The sequence below is a fragment of the Aurantiacibacter arachoides genome, assembly GCF_009827335.1.
GTDB classification, from domain to species: Bacteria; Pseudomonadota; Alphaproteobacteria; order Sphingomonadales; family Sphingomonadaceae; genus Alteraurantiacibacter; species Alteraurantiacibacter arachoides.
In genome coordinates, this window is record NZ_WTYH01000001.1 from 87,715 (window position 1) to 101,218 (window position 13,504).

Annotated in this window: 16 protein-coding genes; 8 read left to right on the plus strand and 8 right to left on the minus strand. The window is 64.7% G+C overall.

Annotated elements, in window-relative coordinates; translation table 11 throughout:
• Positions 1-17: 17 nt before the first annotated feature.
• Entirely contained in the window at positions 18-440 is a 423-nt protein-coding gene (locus tag GRI62_RS00420; RefSeq protein ID WP_131451468.1) for a hypothetical protein, read from the minus strand.
• Between the two features lie 80 nt (positions 441-520).
• A complete protein-coding gene (locus tag GRI62_RS00425) occupies positions 521-763 on the minus strand; it encodes a zinc-finger domain-containing protein (RefSeq protein ID WP_131451469.1) in 243 nt (80 codons plus the stop codon).
• A gap of 54 nt (positions 764-817) precedes the next feature.
• On the opposite strand from GRI62_RS00425, the gene GRI62_RS00430 reads away from it, so the two are divergent.
• A complete protein-coding gene (locus GRI62_RS00430; protein WP_131451470.1) occupies positions 818-1,777 on the plus strand; it encodes an ABC transporter ATP-binding protein in 960 nt (319 codons plus the stop codon).
• Between the two features lie 45 nt (positions 1,778-1,822).
• On the opposite strand, the gene GRI62_RS00435 is transcribed toward GRI62_RS00430, so the two are convergent.
• A complete protein-coding gene (locus GRI62_RS00435; RefSeq protein ID WP_131451471.1) occupies positions 1,823-2,839 on the minus strand; it encodes a hypothetical protein in 1,017 nt (338 codons plus the stop codon).
• Between the two features lie 42 nt (positions 2,840-2,881).
• Here GRI62_RS00435 and nadB point away from each other — a divergent pair, with 42 nt between their 5' ends.
• Complete coding sequence (gene nadB / locus GRI62_RS00440) at positions 2,882-4,480, plus strand: L-aspartate oxidase (RefSeq protein ID WP_131451472.1); 1,599 nt, start codon at positions 2,882-2,884, stop codon at positions 4,478-4,480.
• Between the two features lie 52 nt (positions 4,481-4,532).
• Positions 4,533-5,462 (plus strand): TraB/GumN family protein, encoded by a 930-nt coding sequence (locus GRI62_RS00445; RefSeq protein ID WP_131451473.1) that lies wholly within the window; start codon positions 4,533-4,535, stop codon positions 5,460-5,462.
• A 10-nt stretch (positions 5,463-5,472) separates the two neighbouring features.
• Here the strand turns inward: GRI62_RS00445 and GRI62_RS00450 are convergent, their stop codons facing one another.
• Positions 5,473-5,694, minus strand: coding sequence for a hypothetical protein (locus GRI62_RS00450; RefSeq protein ID WP_199799886.1), 222 nt, complete (start codon positions 5,692-5,694; stop codon positions 5,473-5,475).
• 615 nt (positions 5,695-6,309) lie between these two features.
• Between GRI62_RS00450 and GRI62_RS00455 the strand changes: the two genes are divergently transcribed.
• Positions 6,310-8,358 (plus strand): ribonucleoside-diphosphate reductase subunit alpha, encoded by a 2,049-nt coding sequence (locus GRI62_RS00455; protein ID WP_131451474.1) that lies wholly within the window; start codon positions 6,310-6,312, stop codon positions 8,356-8,358.
• 59 nt (positions 8,359-8,417) lie between these two features.
• A complete protein-coding gene (locus GRI62_RS00460; protein WP_131451475.1) occupies positions 8,418-8,792 on the plus strand; it encodes a DUF4440 domain-containing protein in 375 nt (124 codons plus the stop codon).
• A gap of 50 nt (positions 8,793-8,842) precedes the next feature.
• Here GRI62_RS00460 and GRI62_RS00465 read toward each other — a convergent pair whose 3' ends face one another.
• Positions 8,843-9,109 carry a DUF2171 domain-containing protein gene (locus GRI62_RS00465; protein WP_131451476.1) on the minus strand — a complete coding sequence of 89 codons (267 nt, stop codon included), beginning with the start codon at positions 9,107-9,109 and terminating at the stop codon, positions 8,843-8,845.
• Positions 9,110-9,224: 115 nt separating this feature from the next.
• The gene (locus GRI62_RS00470; RefSeq protein ID WP_131451477.1) at positions 9,225-10,091 is read right to left on the minus strand and encodes an arylamine N-acetyltransferase family protein; all 867 of its coding nucleotides are present in this window, start codon (positions 10,089-10,091) and stop codon (positions 9,225-9,227) included.
• A gap of 135 nt (positions 10,092-10,226) precedes the next feature.
• Here GRI62_RS00470 and GRI62_RS00475 point away from each other — a divergent pair, with 135 nt between their 5' ends.
• Entirely contained in the window at positions 10,227-10,529 is a 303-nt protein-coding gene (locus tag GRI62_RS00475; protein ID WP_131451478.1) for a hypothetical protein, read from the plus strand.
• 20 nt (positions 10,530-10,549) lie between these two features.
• Here GRI62_RS00475 and GRI62_RS00480 read toward each other — a convergent pair whose 3' ends face one another.
• Both GRI62_RS00480 and GRI62_RS00485 read right to left on the minus strand, forming a co-directional pair.
• Entirely contained in the window at positions 10,550-11,083 is a 534-nt protein-coding gene (locus GRI62_RS00480) for a hypothetical protein (RefSeq protein ID WP_131451479.1), read from the minus strand.
• Between the two features lie 129 nt (positions 11,084-11,212).
• Positions 11,213-11,428 (minus strand): hypothetical protein, encoded by a 216-nt coding sequence (locus GRI62_RS00485; protein ID WP_131451480.1) that lies wholly within the window; start codon positions 11,426-11,428, stop codon positions 11,213-11,215.
• A 182-nt stretch (positions 11,429-11,610) separates the two neighbouring features.
• On the opposite strand from GRI62_RS00485, the gene GRI62_RS00490 reads away from it, so the two are divergent.
• Together GRI62_RS00490 and GRI62_RS00495 are read left to right on the plus strand one after the other, a co-directional pair.
• Positions 11,611-12,678 carry a ribonucleotide-diphosphate reductase subunit beta gene (locus GRI62_RS00490; protein ID WP_131451481.1) on the plus strand — a complete coding sequence of 356 codons (1,068 nt, stop codon included), beginning with the start codon at positions 11,611-11,613 and terminating at the stop codon, positions 12,676-12,678.
• 33 nt (positions 12,679-12,711) lie between these two features.
• Positions 12,712-13,395: a hypothetical protein gene (locus tag GRI62_RS00495; protein WP_131451482.1), complete on the plus strand. Its 684-nt coding sequence runs from the start codon at positions 12,712-12,714 to the stop codon at positions 13,393-13,395.
• The last annotated feature ends 109 nt before the right edge of the window (positions 13,396-13,504 follow it).

Consider the following 13,504-nt stretch of genomic DNA (forward strand, 5'->3'; position numbering starts at 1 on the left):
GTAGTCAGGCCCCGCTATCACCCCGCGTCGACGCGGCGATAAGGCACGAAATCGTCGAGGAACAGGTTGCCGCTGAACATGCCCGAACTGCGATCGACGGTGCGCATCGAATCATGACGGCACAGTTGCGAGCCGAACCGGTCGATGATCGGCACGTCCCAGGCGCCAAGGTTCTGCGGATTGCGCGCGCGGGCGACCCACATGGTGTCACCCTGGCGGTAGGCAAAGCCCACGTGCTCTACCACCCGCAGGCGGTTGGAATTGAACGTGGTGATGCAGGATTCAGGCTCGCCCGCGACTTCCCAGCCCTCGACCAGATCGGAAAAGGCGCGTTCCGAACGCTCGATCTCGCGGTCGCTCTGTGCAGCAGCGGGCACGGCGAGGGCGAATGCGGCGGTGGCGGTAAGCGCGGCGGTGAGGGTAGCGACGATCGTCTTCATCGTGATTCTCCTAGGGCCCATCGGTGGCATATTGCCACTTAACGCAGGCTGACCGCAACGGGTGCCCGGACCGGCGCGAATCAGGCAGGGGCGCCGGTGACCGTTTCATCTTCCAGGCCGCCGCCATCGGCGGGTCCGCCGGCCAGCACGAAGCGCCGGTCGCAATAGCCGCAGTCGACGAAGCCCGACTCGTCGATCTCCATCCACACGCGCGGATGGCCCAGGCTGGCGGGCAGGTAATTCTCTCCGCCGCGGATGTCGCCCGCGCCGTCACACCACACGCGGTGCGTGGTGACGAGGGAGGTTTCGGGAGCTTCGATCATGGATCGCCCCTATCGCTTTGCGCTGTCCAAGCAAAGCCCCTAAGAGCGCGCGACATGTCCGACACCACAGCTCATGACACGGCGACTCCGGCCGCCATCGAAATCCGCAATCTCGTCAAGGAATATGCCGGGACGGCAAAGGCCGAGCCCAAGCTGGCGCTGAAAGGTGTCAGCTTCGACGTGCCGCAGGGGCAGGTGTTCGGCCTGCTCGGCCCCAACGGCGCGGGCAAGTCCACCCTGATCAACATCATGGCGGGCCTGGTCAACAAGACCAGCGGCAGCATTGCCATCTGGGGTCACGACATCGACCGTGACCACCGCAACGCCAAGCTTTCCATCGGCATCGTGCCGCAGGAAATCGTCTTCGATCCTTTCTTCACCCCGTTCGAGGTGCTGGAGAACCAGGGGGGCATGTACGGCATTGCCAGGCATCTGCGCCGCAGCGAGGAACTGCTGCGCGCCGTGCGGCTGGAGGACAAGCGCAACGCCTATGCCCGCACGCTGTCGGGCGGCATGAAGCGGCGGCTGCTGATCGCCAAGGCGATGGTCCATTCGCCGCCGATCCTGGTGCTGGACGAACCGACCGCGGGCGTGGACGTGGAACTGCGGCGCCAGCTGTGGGAACTGGTCGGCGAGATGAACGCCGAGGGCGTGACCGTGGTGCTCACCACGCACTACCTGGAAGAGGCGGAGGAACTGTGCGAGCGCATCGCCATCATCAACCACGGCGAACTCATCGCCAACAAGCCGACGCGCGAACTGGTCGGCATGATGGGCGAAAAGATCGTGCGCGTCAGCGTGGACAAGGACCTCGCCGGCCCGGTGATGGAGCCGGTCTTCCTGCGCGCCGAGGTGGTCGAGCCGCGCGTGCTGGAAATCACCTACGACAAGGGCACGACCAGCGCCGGCCAGGTGCTCGCGCTGGTGCAGCAGCACGGCTACGCGATCGAGGACGTCACCACGCGCGAGGCTGACCTGGAGGACGTGTTCGTCCAGCTGACAGCAGGAAGCTGACCCTCGGACGCCGATGGTGAGGCAGGGTCGCTGGCGGCTCGCGCCTCAGTCTGCTCCCTCGGCGCGCCAGAACCGGCCGGTGGCATAGATTTTCAGGCGCCAGGGCTCGCCCTCGGCATAGACCACGACCTCGTCGGTGCGGATCATCCTGCCATCCGGGTCGTCACCAACGAAGCCGAGCTGCGCAGTCAGGCCGGCAAAATGGCGGAGCAGGCAGTCGGCGGCAATCTCCACGAGCGGCGCATCGGGCTGGCGCAGGTCCACGAACACAGGGGTCCCGCCCGGCGCGCGCGCTTCCAGCCAGGGGCGCACCGCGTCCTCCAGCCCGGCCACGTCGCCGCGCTCCACCAGCGCCTTCAGGGACTTCTCGCGCTCCTGCCAGCCGTGCAGCGCCAGCGGGCGGCGCTGCTGCGGCAACGCGGCATCCTCTCGCGAGATCAGCCGCAGCATCCCGCCACCCGCGCCCACCGCGCCGGCCAGTGGCGCCGCAAAGATTTCTTCGCGCAGGAGACGGCGATGGATGGCTTCGCGATCCGGCTCGGGCGGCAGGCTGAGCGAAGTCCAGCCGTTGCCGTCGCTGGCGATGAACCACGTGCCCGGCAGGCCCCAGATCCATACCGTTGCGTGATCGGGCAGCAGCAATTCCAGCGCAGGCAGCGCGTCGCTCATGCACATGACGACGCCGGTATCCTGCCGGTCGTAGCCGAAGGTAATCGCGTCATCGCCCTCGGCCACCAGCCATAGCATGTCGGCCACCTGATCGGCCCGGCGGGCGCGGGCGAACTCGGCCTCGCCCGGCAACGGGGGATGGCGGAACCACGCGGCCTCGCGATAGATCTCGACGACGGCGGCGGGCGGAGATGCTTCCCACACGATGTCGTTCGCGCCGGTCACCAGCCATGGCGGCGTCCAGATGCCGGATGGCGCAGGCCGATGCGGCACGCCCAGCTCGCGCAACGCGGGGATGACGTCGCCGCGAACGCCCGCTGGCGCATCCGCGCGCGGGTCGCGGCGGGCGGCATCGCGGCGGGCGGCGATCTCCTGGCGGCGAGCGGGATCCATGCCCCCTTGCACACCGCCCCGCGCGCGTGTTCAAGCGAAAATATGACCGCTACCCATCACGACGTCCTCATCATCGGCTCCGGCGCAGCGGGGCTGACCGCGGCCCTGTCGCTTGCAACGCAGCGCAAGGTGCTCGTGCTTGCCAAGGGCCAGCTTAGCAGCGGATCGACCGCCTGGGCGCAAGGAGGGATCGCCGCCGTCCTCGACGCAGGGGACACGTTCGAGAACCACGTGCGCGACACGATGATCGCGGGCGCCGGCCTCAACGACGAGGACGTGGTGCGTTTCGTCATCGAACGCGCACCTGCCGCGATCGACCGGCTCTGCGACCTCGGCGTGCCCTTCAACCGCGAGAAGCTGGAGGATGGCGGCGATCTTCACCTCACCCGCGAGGGCGGCCACTCGCACCGCCGTATCGTTCATGTCGACGATGCCACCGGCTGGGCCGTGCAGGCCGCGCTGCTGAAGGCGGCTGAGGATCATCCGAACATCACCCTGCTGCCGGAACGCAGCTGCATCGACCTTGTGACCGGGCACCATGAACAGCGGTTTTCGGGCAGCGGGCGGGTGTGGGGCGCCTATGCCCTCGATACCGCGACCGGAACGGTTGAAACCCATACCGCGCGTGCCACCATCATGGCCGCGGGCGGGGCGGGGCGCGTCTACCAGTTTTCCACCAGCCCGCGCGGCGCGACGGGGGATGGCATCGCCATGGCCTGGCGGGCGGGCGCGCGCGTTTCCAACATGGAGATGATGCAGTTCCACCCGACCTGCCTCTACCACTTGGAGGTCAAGAACTTCCTCATCACCGAGGCCGTGCGCGGCGAGGGCGGGCACCTCATCAACCCGCGCACGGGTGAGCGGTTCATGACCCAGTACGACCCTGAACGCATGGAACTTGCCCCGCGCGACGTGGTCGCCCGCGCCAACGACGACCAGATCAAGCGCTATGGGCTCGATTACGTCCACCTCGATATCAGCCATATGCCCGCAGACTTCGTGAAGGGGCACTTTCCCACGATCTACGAAAAGCTGCTGGGCCTGGGCATCGACATGACGACGCAGCCGATCCCGGTGGTGCCCGCCCAGCATTACACCTGCGGCGGCGTGGTGATCGACCTTGCGGGGCGCACCGACCTGCCCGGCCTCTACGCCGCCGGCGAATGCACCGAAAGCGGGCTGCATGGTGCCAACCGCCTCGCCTCGAACTCGCTGCTCGAATGCTTCGTCTTCGGCGAGGCGGCGGCAAAGGACATCATGGCGCGCTGGGACACGTTCGACGCGCCGCCGCCGATCCGCGACTGGGACGAAAGCCGGGTGACCGATTCGGACGAAGAGGTCGTCATCAAGCAGAACTGGACCGAGATCCGGCGGATGATGTGGAACTACGTCGGCATCGTGCGCACCACCAAGCGGCTCGAGCGCGCGAAGCACCGCATCGAACTGCTGCAAAGCGAGATCGCCGACTATTACGGCAATTTCCGCGTGACGACCGACCTCATCGAACTCAGGAACCTGCACCAGTGCGCCGGGCTGATCGTCGATAGCGCGCTGAAGCGGCACGAGAGCCGGGGGCTGCACTACACGCTCGACTATCCCGACCTGGCCGAGGAGCCGGTGGACACGGTCCTGGTGCCCTAGTTCGGGTGGCCTACACATCCGGTTCAGCCGGCAACCTCAAGGGGCACGAGCCATGAACCGCCACCTCGCCATTCCGGCTTTTGCCCTCGCCGTCCTCGCCGCGCCGGCCGCAGCGCAGGAGCGGCCCGCGCAAACCGATGCGATTATCGTCAGCGCGCAGCGTTCGGGCGCGCCGATGTGGACGATCGACACGCCGCGCGGAGCGGTGATCCTGGTCGGTGAAATCGCGGCCGTGCCCGAGACGACCCCGTGGCAACCCGCACGGCTGGAGGAGGCGACGCGCGAGTCGGACCGGGTGATCCTCGGCCAGCGCGCCGGGGTTTCGCCCGGCGATATCCTGCGGCTGATCTTTGCCGGGGGGCGCATCACCCGGTTGCCCGACGACCGGGTGGCGAACGACTATCTCGATCCCGGCCAGCAGGCGCGACTGGCCGCGCTGGAGGAGGCCCATGACCAGGATTATGCGCGCAAGAGCTTCCTCCTCACCGCCTTCGACCTGCTGTCGCGCCGGCTGGGCTTCAATCGCGACACCACGCGCGATGCCTCCGATGTCGTGCGCCGCGCCGCGCGGCGGGCGGACATTGCCGCCACGCCGGTCGGCACGGTCCGCGGGGAGGACATGCTCGACAGTCTGGCCGCGGCCGATCCGCGCTCACAGGTCGGTTGCCTCGAAGCGGCGATGACCGCCACCGAGATCGGCCCCGAACTGATCGAGCAGCGCGGCGCCGACTGGCGCGCCTACGATGTGCCCGCGGTCATGGCCAATCCGCTCGAAATCGCTCTGGGACAATGCTGGCCCTGGGCCGACGAGGCGATCGGCCCCGCCCTGCGCGGCCAGTGGTTCGACGCGATCGAGAATGCCACGCGGACGGACGGCGTGACGATGGCCGTGGTGCCCCTGCGCCTGCTGGCGGAAGACGATGGCGTGCTGGACCGGCTGGCCGAGAGCGGTTTCGACCCGGCAGGCCCGGCCTGGCGTTGACCGGGCGGGATCAGTCGCCGATCATCAGCACGAAGACGAAGGCCAGGAACGTGCCGGCCAGGAACAGCATCCAGCTCCAGTAGAAGCCGAAGTCGATGCCGTATTCGGGCAACAGCACGTCGACGGCAAAGATTTGCAGCATCCCGCCCGTCGCTCCGCCAGAGCCCATGAACAGGGCGACGAGCACCGTGAGAAACGCACCGAAGGGGATGGCCTTGAAGAATGCGATCATGATGGGCCGTGCCTAACGCGGCATGGTTGCGCTTTTGCTAACGCAGGTGATCTGCGCGGACGAAGCGGGCAGAGGTTGCCCGCCGCTTGCGATTCGCAAATGATCGCCAGGCTACGATCCCGGCGGCTGACCGGGCGCCGCAGGTTTTTTTCCGCAGTTTGATATTCGCCCTTGCGCGGGGCGCGAGCCAAGGAATCCTCGCGCGTCGCGCCGTGTTGCAGGGGCGGGACACCGGCACGATCGGCCCGGCACGGCGGTTAAGGTCGTTTAACCCTCTTGCGCACGAGTCCCGGCTGATTCACTATGGGTTGTGGTTATCGACCCAGGGGGACCCACAAGACCTAGTTTTCTTCTCGATCCGGGCCATGTTGCTGGTTAGGCTGAAAGCGGCCTTTCCATAGACCAGGGTGTGGACAGGCCGGTGGATTGGCCGGTGGATTGGCAGTGGACGGATGGGGGATAAAGATATCCCGTCATAACCCGCCCCGGCCAGTCGAGAATCACCGGGCGAGCGGGTAGGCAGGCAATGCCCGGGCGGTCGAACAGATGTGGAACGCGGGATCGGGTGCGACCATTGTGGTCTGGCCCCGACTGATTGAAAGACGGGGACGGGCGATGGAATTTCGAAGCGGAGACGATGCGGCGATGGGTCTGGATACTGGCGATACCGCCGCGACCGACACCCCTTCTCCCGAAGGCAAGGACGCTGCCCCGATGACGGGCGCGAAGACGAAGGCAGTGAGCATGGACAGAAAAGACGCCGGAACCGACGAACTCGTGGCCGAAGCCACGGTGGGCGCGCTGGCCGAGGCCGCCAGGGCGGTGGCGAGCGCCGCGACGGTGGACGCAAGCGACTCCAAGACCATCATGGCGCGCCGCTTCACCGTGAAGACGGACACGTCGCGCGATGCGCTCCTCACCGATTTCGGCAAGGAAACGCTGCAGGATCGCTACCTGCTGCCCGGCGAGGATTACCAGGACCTGTTCGCCCGCGTGGCCGATGCCTACGCCGACGATCAGGAGCACGCCCAGCGGCTCTACGACTATATCTCCCGGTTGTGGTTCATGCCCGCCACCCCGGTGCTGTCGAACGGCGGCACCACGCGCGGGCTGCCGATCAGCTGCTACCTCAATTCCGTGTCGGACAGCCTCGACGGCATCGTCGGCACCTGGAACGAGAACGTCTGGCTCGCCAGCAAGGGCGGCGGCATCGGCACCTACTGGGGCAACGTGCGCGGCATCGGCGAGCCGGTGGGCCTGAACGGCAAGACCAGCGGCATCATCCCCTTCGTGCGGGTGATGGACAGCCTGACGCTCGCCATCAGCCAGGGCTCGCTGCGCCGCGGCAGCGCCGCCTGTTACATCGACGTGCATCACCCGGAGATCGAGGAGTTCCTCGAGATCCGCAAACCCTCGGGCGACTTCAATCGCAAGGCGCTGAACCTGCACCACGGCGTGCTGATCACCGACGCCTTCATGGAAGCCGTGCGCGCGGGCGACACGTTCGACCTCGTCTCGCCCAAGGACGGCAGCGTGCGCAAGACGGTGGATGCGCGCAGCCTGTTCCAGAAACTGGTGGAAACGCGGCTGGCCACGGGCGAGCCCTACATCGTGTTTGCCGACACGGTGAACCGCATGATGCCCAAGCATCACCGCGATCTCGGTCTCAAGGTCTCGACCTCGAACCTGTGCTCGGAAATCACCCTGCCGACCGGCATCGACCACCTCGGCAACGATCGCACCGCGGTGTGCTGCCTCAGTTCGCTCAACCTGGAAACCTGGGAAGAGTGGAACGGCGACAAGCAGTTCATCGAGGACGTCATGCGCTTCCTCGACAACGTGCTGCAGGATTACATCGACCGCGCCCCGCCGGAAATGGCCCGCGCCAAGTATTCCGCCAGCCGCGAACGCAGCGTCGGCATGGGTGTCATGGGCTTCCACTCCTTCCTGCAGGCCAAGGGCATCGGTTTCGAAAGCCCGATGGCCAAGGTGTGGAACCTCAAGATGTTCAAGCACATCAGCGCCAAGGCGGACGAGGCGAGCATGATGCTGGCCAAGGAACGCGGCCCTTGCCCCGATGCCGAGGACATGGGCGCGATGGAGCGGTTCAGCTGCAAGATGGCGATCGCCCCGACCGCCTCGATCAGCATCATCTGCGGCGGCACCAGCGCCTGCATCGAGCCGATCCCGGCCAATATCTACACCCACAAGACGCTGTCGGGCAGCTTCGTGGTGAAGAACCCGTACCTGGAAAAGATCCTCGATTCCAAGAGCAAGAACTCCACCGCCGTGTGGAATTCGATCCTGGAAAAGGGCGGCAGCGTGCAGCACCTCGATTTCCTCTCGCCGGAGGAAAAGGCCACCTACAAGACCAGTTTCGAGATCGACCAGCGCTGGCTGCTCGAATTCGCGGCGGACCGTTCGCCCTTCATCGACCAGGCGCAAAGCCTCAACCTGTTCATCCCCGCGGACGTCGATAAGTGGGATCTGGCCATGCTGCACTTCCAGGCGTGGGAGAAGGGCATCAAGTCGCTCTACTACCTGCGCTCGAAGAGCGTGCAGCGTGCCGGTTTCGCCGGCGGCGTGGAGGCGGACAATACGGCCGAGGCGGCGAAGTACGAACTGCCGACCACGGATTACGACGAGTGCCTCGCCTGCCAGTAGCTTACAGGCGAACTCCAGACGCGTTCGTGCGTTGTCTCCAGTGAAAAGGAGAACCGTGCATGAACGACGATCGCATCTGGGAATTCGAGCGTGAGCTGTGGCTGGGGGGCGGTGATGTCTACCGCGAGAAAGTCGCCAGCGACTGCATCATGGCACTGCCGGCCGAACCTATCCTGTTCGACCATGGCGCAGCTACGAAGGCCGTAGAGGACACGCCGCGCTGGAGCGAGGTCGCGTTCGCCGAAAAACGCGTTACGCGTCCGGAGGAAGGTCTGATCGTGATCGGCTATCGCGTCCATGCCCGGCGCGAGGGCAGCGATTATCACGCGCTGTGCACCAGTACATTGCAACGCCTGGCCCACGAGGAGTGGGTGGTCATACAACATCAGCAGACGCCGTTCGGAATCGAGGTAGCCGATCCGGACGCCCGCTGAGCCAATTTAGGGGCGGGCCGGTCAATGCCGGCCCGCCCTTCCGCAGTGGCTTACTCGCCGCCTTCCTCTTCGAAGGTCTGCGCGTTTGCGCCAGTCGCGCTGAGGCGGACCTGATCACCCTCGACGCCGGCCACGAGGCCCATCGAGATGTAATGATGGTGGCCTTCGTGCTCGCCAGTGGCACCTTCGACCTGCGCGCCCGAATCCTTTTTCGTCAGCTTGATGCGGTCGCCCTCGACACCGTCGACGGTGCCGACGTGGACGCCATCGGCGCCGATGACTTCCATGTGTTCCTTGATCTTGTCGTGGTGGGACATGCGCTTTCTCCTGTTGGCGATGTGTCTGCTCCATCAACGCACGAAACGGTGATTGTGCCCGACCATCAATCGCGATCGAGGCAGTCGCATCTTTGCCAACGCCGGACCGCGGGCGTCAGGTGCCGGCGGACCAGAGCGGCAGGCGGGCGAGGGCGTCGCGCGGCAGGTCGATACCGATCTCGCGCGCCAGCAGGTCGCGATAATCGTCGACATCATCGACGGCGCGTCGCTCCATCGGCTGGCCTGCGCGGTAGCGGGTGAATTGCCTGTCCAGCAGGCTGACGAAGCCATCGGGCAGCACCCGGCTGGCCACATGGCAATTGACATGCCGTGCCGAGGGGTGGGTGCTGGCAAAGTGGCTGCCCATCATCAGGTCGGCGGGTGCCACCTCGGCAAGATCGAAGGCGTATTGCTGCTCCCAATCGGCGTGGCTGCGCCCGCGACCGTCGGTCGTCTCGGGCGGGCCAAGCCGCTCCAGCAGCCACTCGCCGGGCAAGGTGCCGGGCGCGCCGATGCGCCGCAGGCGATGGCGGGCGAGGTCGCCGCTGGTCGCCTCGGCACCGTCGACCAGCGGCAGGGGCGGGCAGTAGGTGCCGCCGAACCCGGCATCGGCGATCATGCGCGCACCGTCGGCCAGGGTCACCAGCAGCAGGCAATGGGTCAGCGGCGGCAGATCGGGCGGATCGCCAAAGGTGACGCGCGCGAGCAGCAGGCGGTTGGCGAAGCCCATGGCGGCCAGCCGGTCGGACAGCAGCCGGTTGTGCTCGAAGCAGAACCCGCCGCGCCGCCGCCCTACCAGTTTGTCGGCGATGGCGCCGGGGTCGGTGGGGATGGGCGCCCCGAGCCGCACGTCGATGTTCTCGAACGGGATGTGCTGGCGATGCGCGGCCTGCACCGCCAGCAGGCCGGCGGCATCGGGCGCTGGCGCTGCGGCCAGGCCGATGCGGTCGAGATAGGCGGCTAGGGCGGGGCGTACGCTCATCAGCGGATGCATGACGCAAAGATTGTGGCCGGGCAACGCCAACAAGGCGCCGTCCTTCACGACGAATCGCCTGCCCACGCCCGCCAAATTATGAGGGTGAGACATTCTTAACCCGCGTCGTCGTAAACTCTGGCCATGAGGAGCAAAGCCAACCAGCGGTTTCCGACGCACCACGGCTACGGCGAGATCGGCCTGTCGCGGTTCTTCATGCTTTATGTGGCGCAGGCTGTGTGGTTGGGCCTCGGCGTATATCTGCTCCTCCACGCGTACTGGCCGTCGACCTGCACGCCGCACAATCCGATCGAGGTATACGCCTGTTCGATGCGCCTGCCCGAGAACGGCGGATGGCGCGAAGCGGCGTTGCTCACCTGGCTGTGGGCCACCCCGATCCTGATCGCACTGGAAATCTCTCGCCGGATGCGCCGTGACGAGGCTTGATCGCTGATAGGCGCGAGCCGCTACTCGGCGGTGTCGTAGCCATTGCGGGGGCGTGTCGCATCGGGAGCGTCTGCCATTTCCTCGCCATCCTGCGCGCCGTAGCCCAGGCCTTGCGAGCCATCGGCGTTGCGCGCCTTGCCTTCGGGATTGTCGCCGGGCTTGCCCCGCGGATCGCCGTCGTTTGCGCCCGCCTGCTCCCGCTTCATGGCTTCCGCCGCTTCGTCCTGCTGCATGGTCTGGGGGGTGTTGACCTCGTACTGGTCATAGACCGGGCGGGCAGAGCCGGCATCGGCATCGTCGGCCACCGGTCCTTCGGTCGATGGCCCTTCGGTCGATGGCGAGCGAGCCCGCTCCCCTTCAGAGCCCTGCGCCGGGTTCGTTTCGCGCGACTCGCTCCCTGACTTGTCGTCCGACTGACCCTGCGATTGTTTTTGCGTCTGCACGCCGCGCTGCTGGTTCTGCTGCATGATCTCTCCGAATACCAGCACGGGGCCGGGTTGCTGCGCGCGCGGCGGCACGGCGCGGCGGTGAATGTCATTGTCGAAAGCGGGCATCGCACGTCTCTCCCATGCGCTTGAATTACATGGCAAAGTAACCGCCGATGGCCGGGAGTGGTTCCCGCCGAGTGCGCGGGGATGCGCACGTCATCCGCCGCCCCGCGCAGCTGCCAGATCAGGCCGGTATCAGGCCTCGCCCGCTTCCTTCGACCGGTCGCCGTAGCCGACGCCCGGCTGCTCTTCCTCGGTCAGCGGCTCGCCCTTGGCGGCCTCATCCTTCTTGCGGCGGATCGCCTCGTCGCGCACGGCGTCTTCCTTCGCCCCGGTGGGGGTGAGGCCGGCGGCATCGGGTTTCGTGCTGTGGGTGACCACGCGGGAATCTTCGGGTTCGTATTCGCCCATGATAATGCTCCTTCAGGCAAAGGGGGTATTGCAGGGCGAACGCGCGCACCGGCCCGGGCGTTCCGCGGGCGGCGCGGCGCAGGTCTGCGCGGCTTATCCCCACGCAATAGGAAATCTTGTCTCCAAAAGGGCGGCATGATCCCCTATGTGAGTCGCTCGCACCCAGACCAGAGGACCACCACATGTCGTTGCTCGAAGCCCGCAAGACCTACAAGCCGTTCGAATATCCGTGGGCTTACGAGTTCTGGAAACGGCAGCAGCAGGTGCACTGGATGCCCGAGGAAGTGCCGCTGGGCGAGGATTGCCGCGACTGGGCGCAGAACCTGACCGATCACGAGCGTAACCTGCTCACGCAGATCTTCCGCTTCTTCACCCAGGCCGACATCGAGGTGCAGGACTGCTACCACGAGAAATACGGCCGCGTGTTCAAGCCCACCGAGGTCAAGATGATGCTGGCCGCGTTCAGCAACATGGAAACGGTGCACATCGCCGCCTATTCCCACCTGCTCGACACCATCGGCATGCCCGAAAGCGAATACGGCATGTTCCTGGAATACGAGGAGATGAAGGCCAAGGTCGATTACCTCGAACAGTTCGGTGTCGACAGCGACGAGGATATCGCCCGCACGCTGGCCATGTTCGGCGGCTTTACCGAAGGGCTGCAGCTGTTCGCCAGCTTCGCCATGCTGATGAACTTCCCGCGCTTCAACAAGATGAAGGGCATGGGCCAGATCGTCAGCTGGAGCGTGCGCGACGAGAGCCTGCACTGCGAAGGCATCACCCGCCTGTTCCACGCCTTCTGCCAGGAGCGCGACTGCCTGACCAAGGCGGTGAAGGAAGACATCATGGACATGTGCCAGAAGACGGTGCGGCTGGAGGATGCCTTCATCGACCTCGCCTTCGAACAGGGCCCGGTGCCCGGCATGACGGCCAAGGAAATCAAGAAGTACATCCGCTACATCGCCGACTGGCGGCTGGGCCAGCTCGGCCTGCCGAGCATCTACATGGTGGAGGATCACCCCCTGCCCTGGCTCACCCCGCTGCTGAACGGCGTGGAGCATGCCAACTTCTTCGAAACCCGCGCGACCGAGTATTCCAAGGCCGCGACCAAGGGTGACTGGAACACCGTATGGTCGAGCTTCGACTCGCGCCAAAAGGCGAAGACCGTGGCGGCGAACGAGGTCGAGGACGAGGGGCCAGGGTTGTTTGGGATTTCGCCGGCGGGCGCGCAGGGTGTGGCGGCGGAGTAATCTTAGCTTTGAAGGAACAGTAAATGGCCGCTTTTGACGGTAAAGGTCGACTGCCGATTTCCGGCAACAGCCGGCTTTATTATTGATGGCGAGAACATCCCGTTTGGTGCATATCAAGCTATCTACCACAAAATTACGAAGAAGACCGAACGAATCCACCAAGCTTATGACCACGCTTATGAAATTAGGATTTCCGATCTAAAAGAAGTGCATCAACAGATCGCCCAGGCAATTCAACAGTACAACAAGGTCGGCGTCGATTGCGAAATTTCTCACTCCCTTTTCAAAGGGCAATCTCGCAATTATAGTTCTTTCGAGAGATTTGAAATTTCGGATTGTAGTACCCGTTGTGTAAGCAATGCTTTAGCATATGAATTAAACTTTCTTGTAATTTTGCCTGGGCAGATCCCCGAAGCCGAGGAAATCCCACAAAGATATAAAGTCGTAATTCGTGTTCAAAACGGCCTTAAGGGGGAAGAAGAGTCCGCGGTTCCACTTTTCATAAGGTTTTCACCTTTCGACGGCGCGATCAACGCTACATTTGAGTATGCTGATTACGCGGTCATGTTGGCCTTAAAGTCAATCATCGACAAGTGGGTCGAAAGCCTCCCAGTACGAAAACAATCCAAGATCTTTAAATTCATCTCTAGGCAGCGTATTTATTTAAGTGGCCATGTATCGGGTGTTGCTGCTGCACTACCGTTTCCGCAGCCTTAAAAATTTTCCAAAACCCACAATATTCAGCGCAACAGGTCGGCGTTATTCTCGCTGCCGGACTAGCAATTTCTTTCATTAGTAGTGCGCTACTCACTATATTTGTAACGAA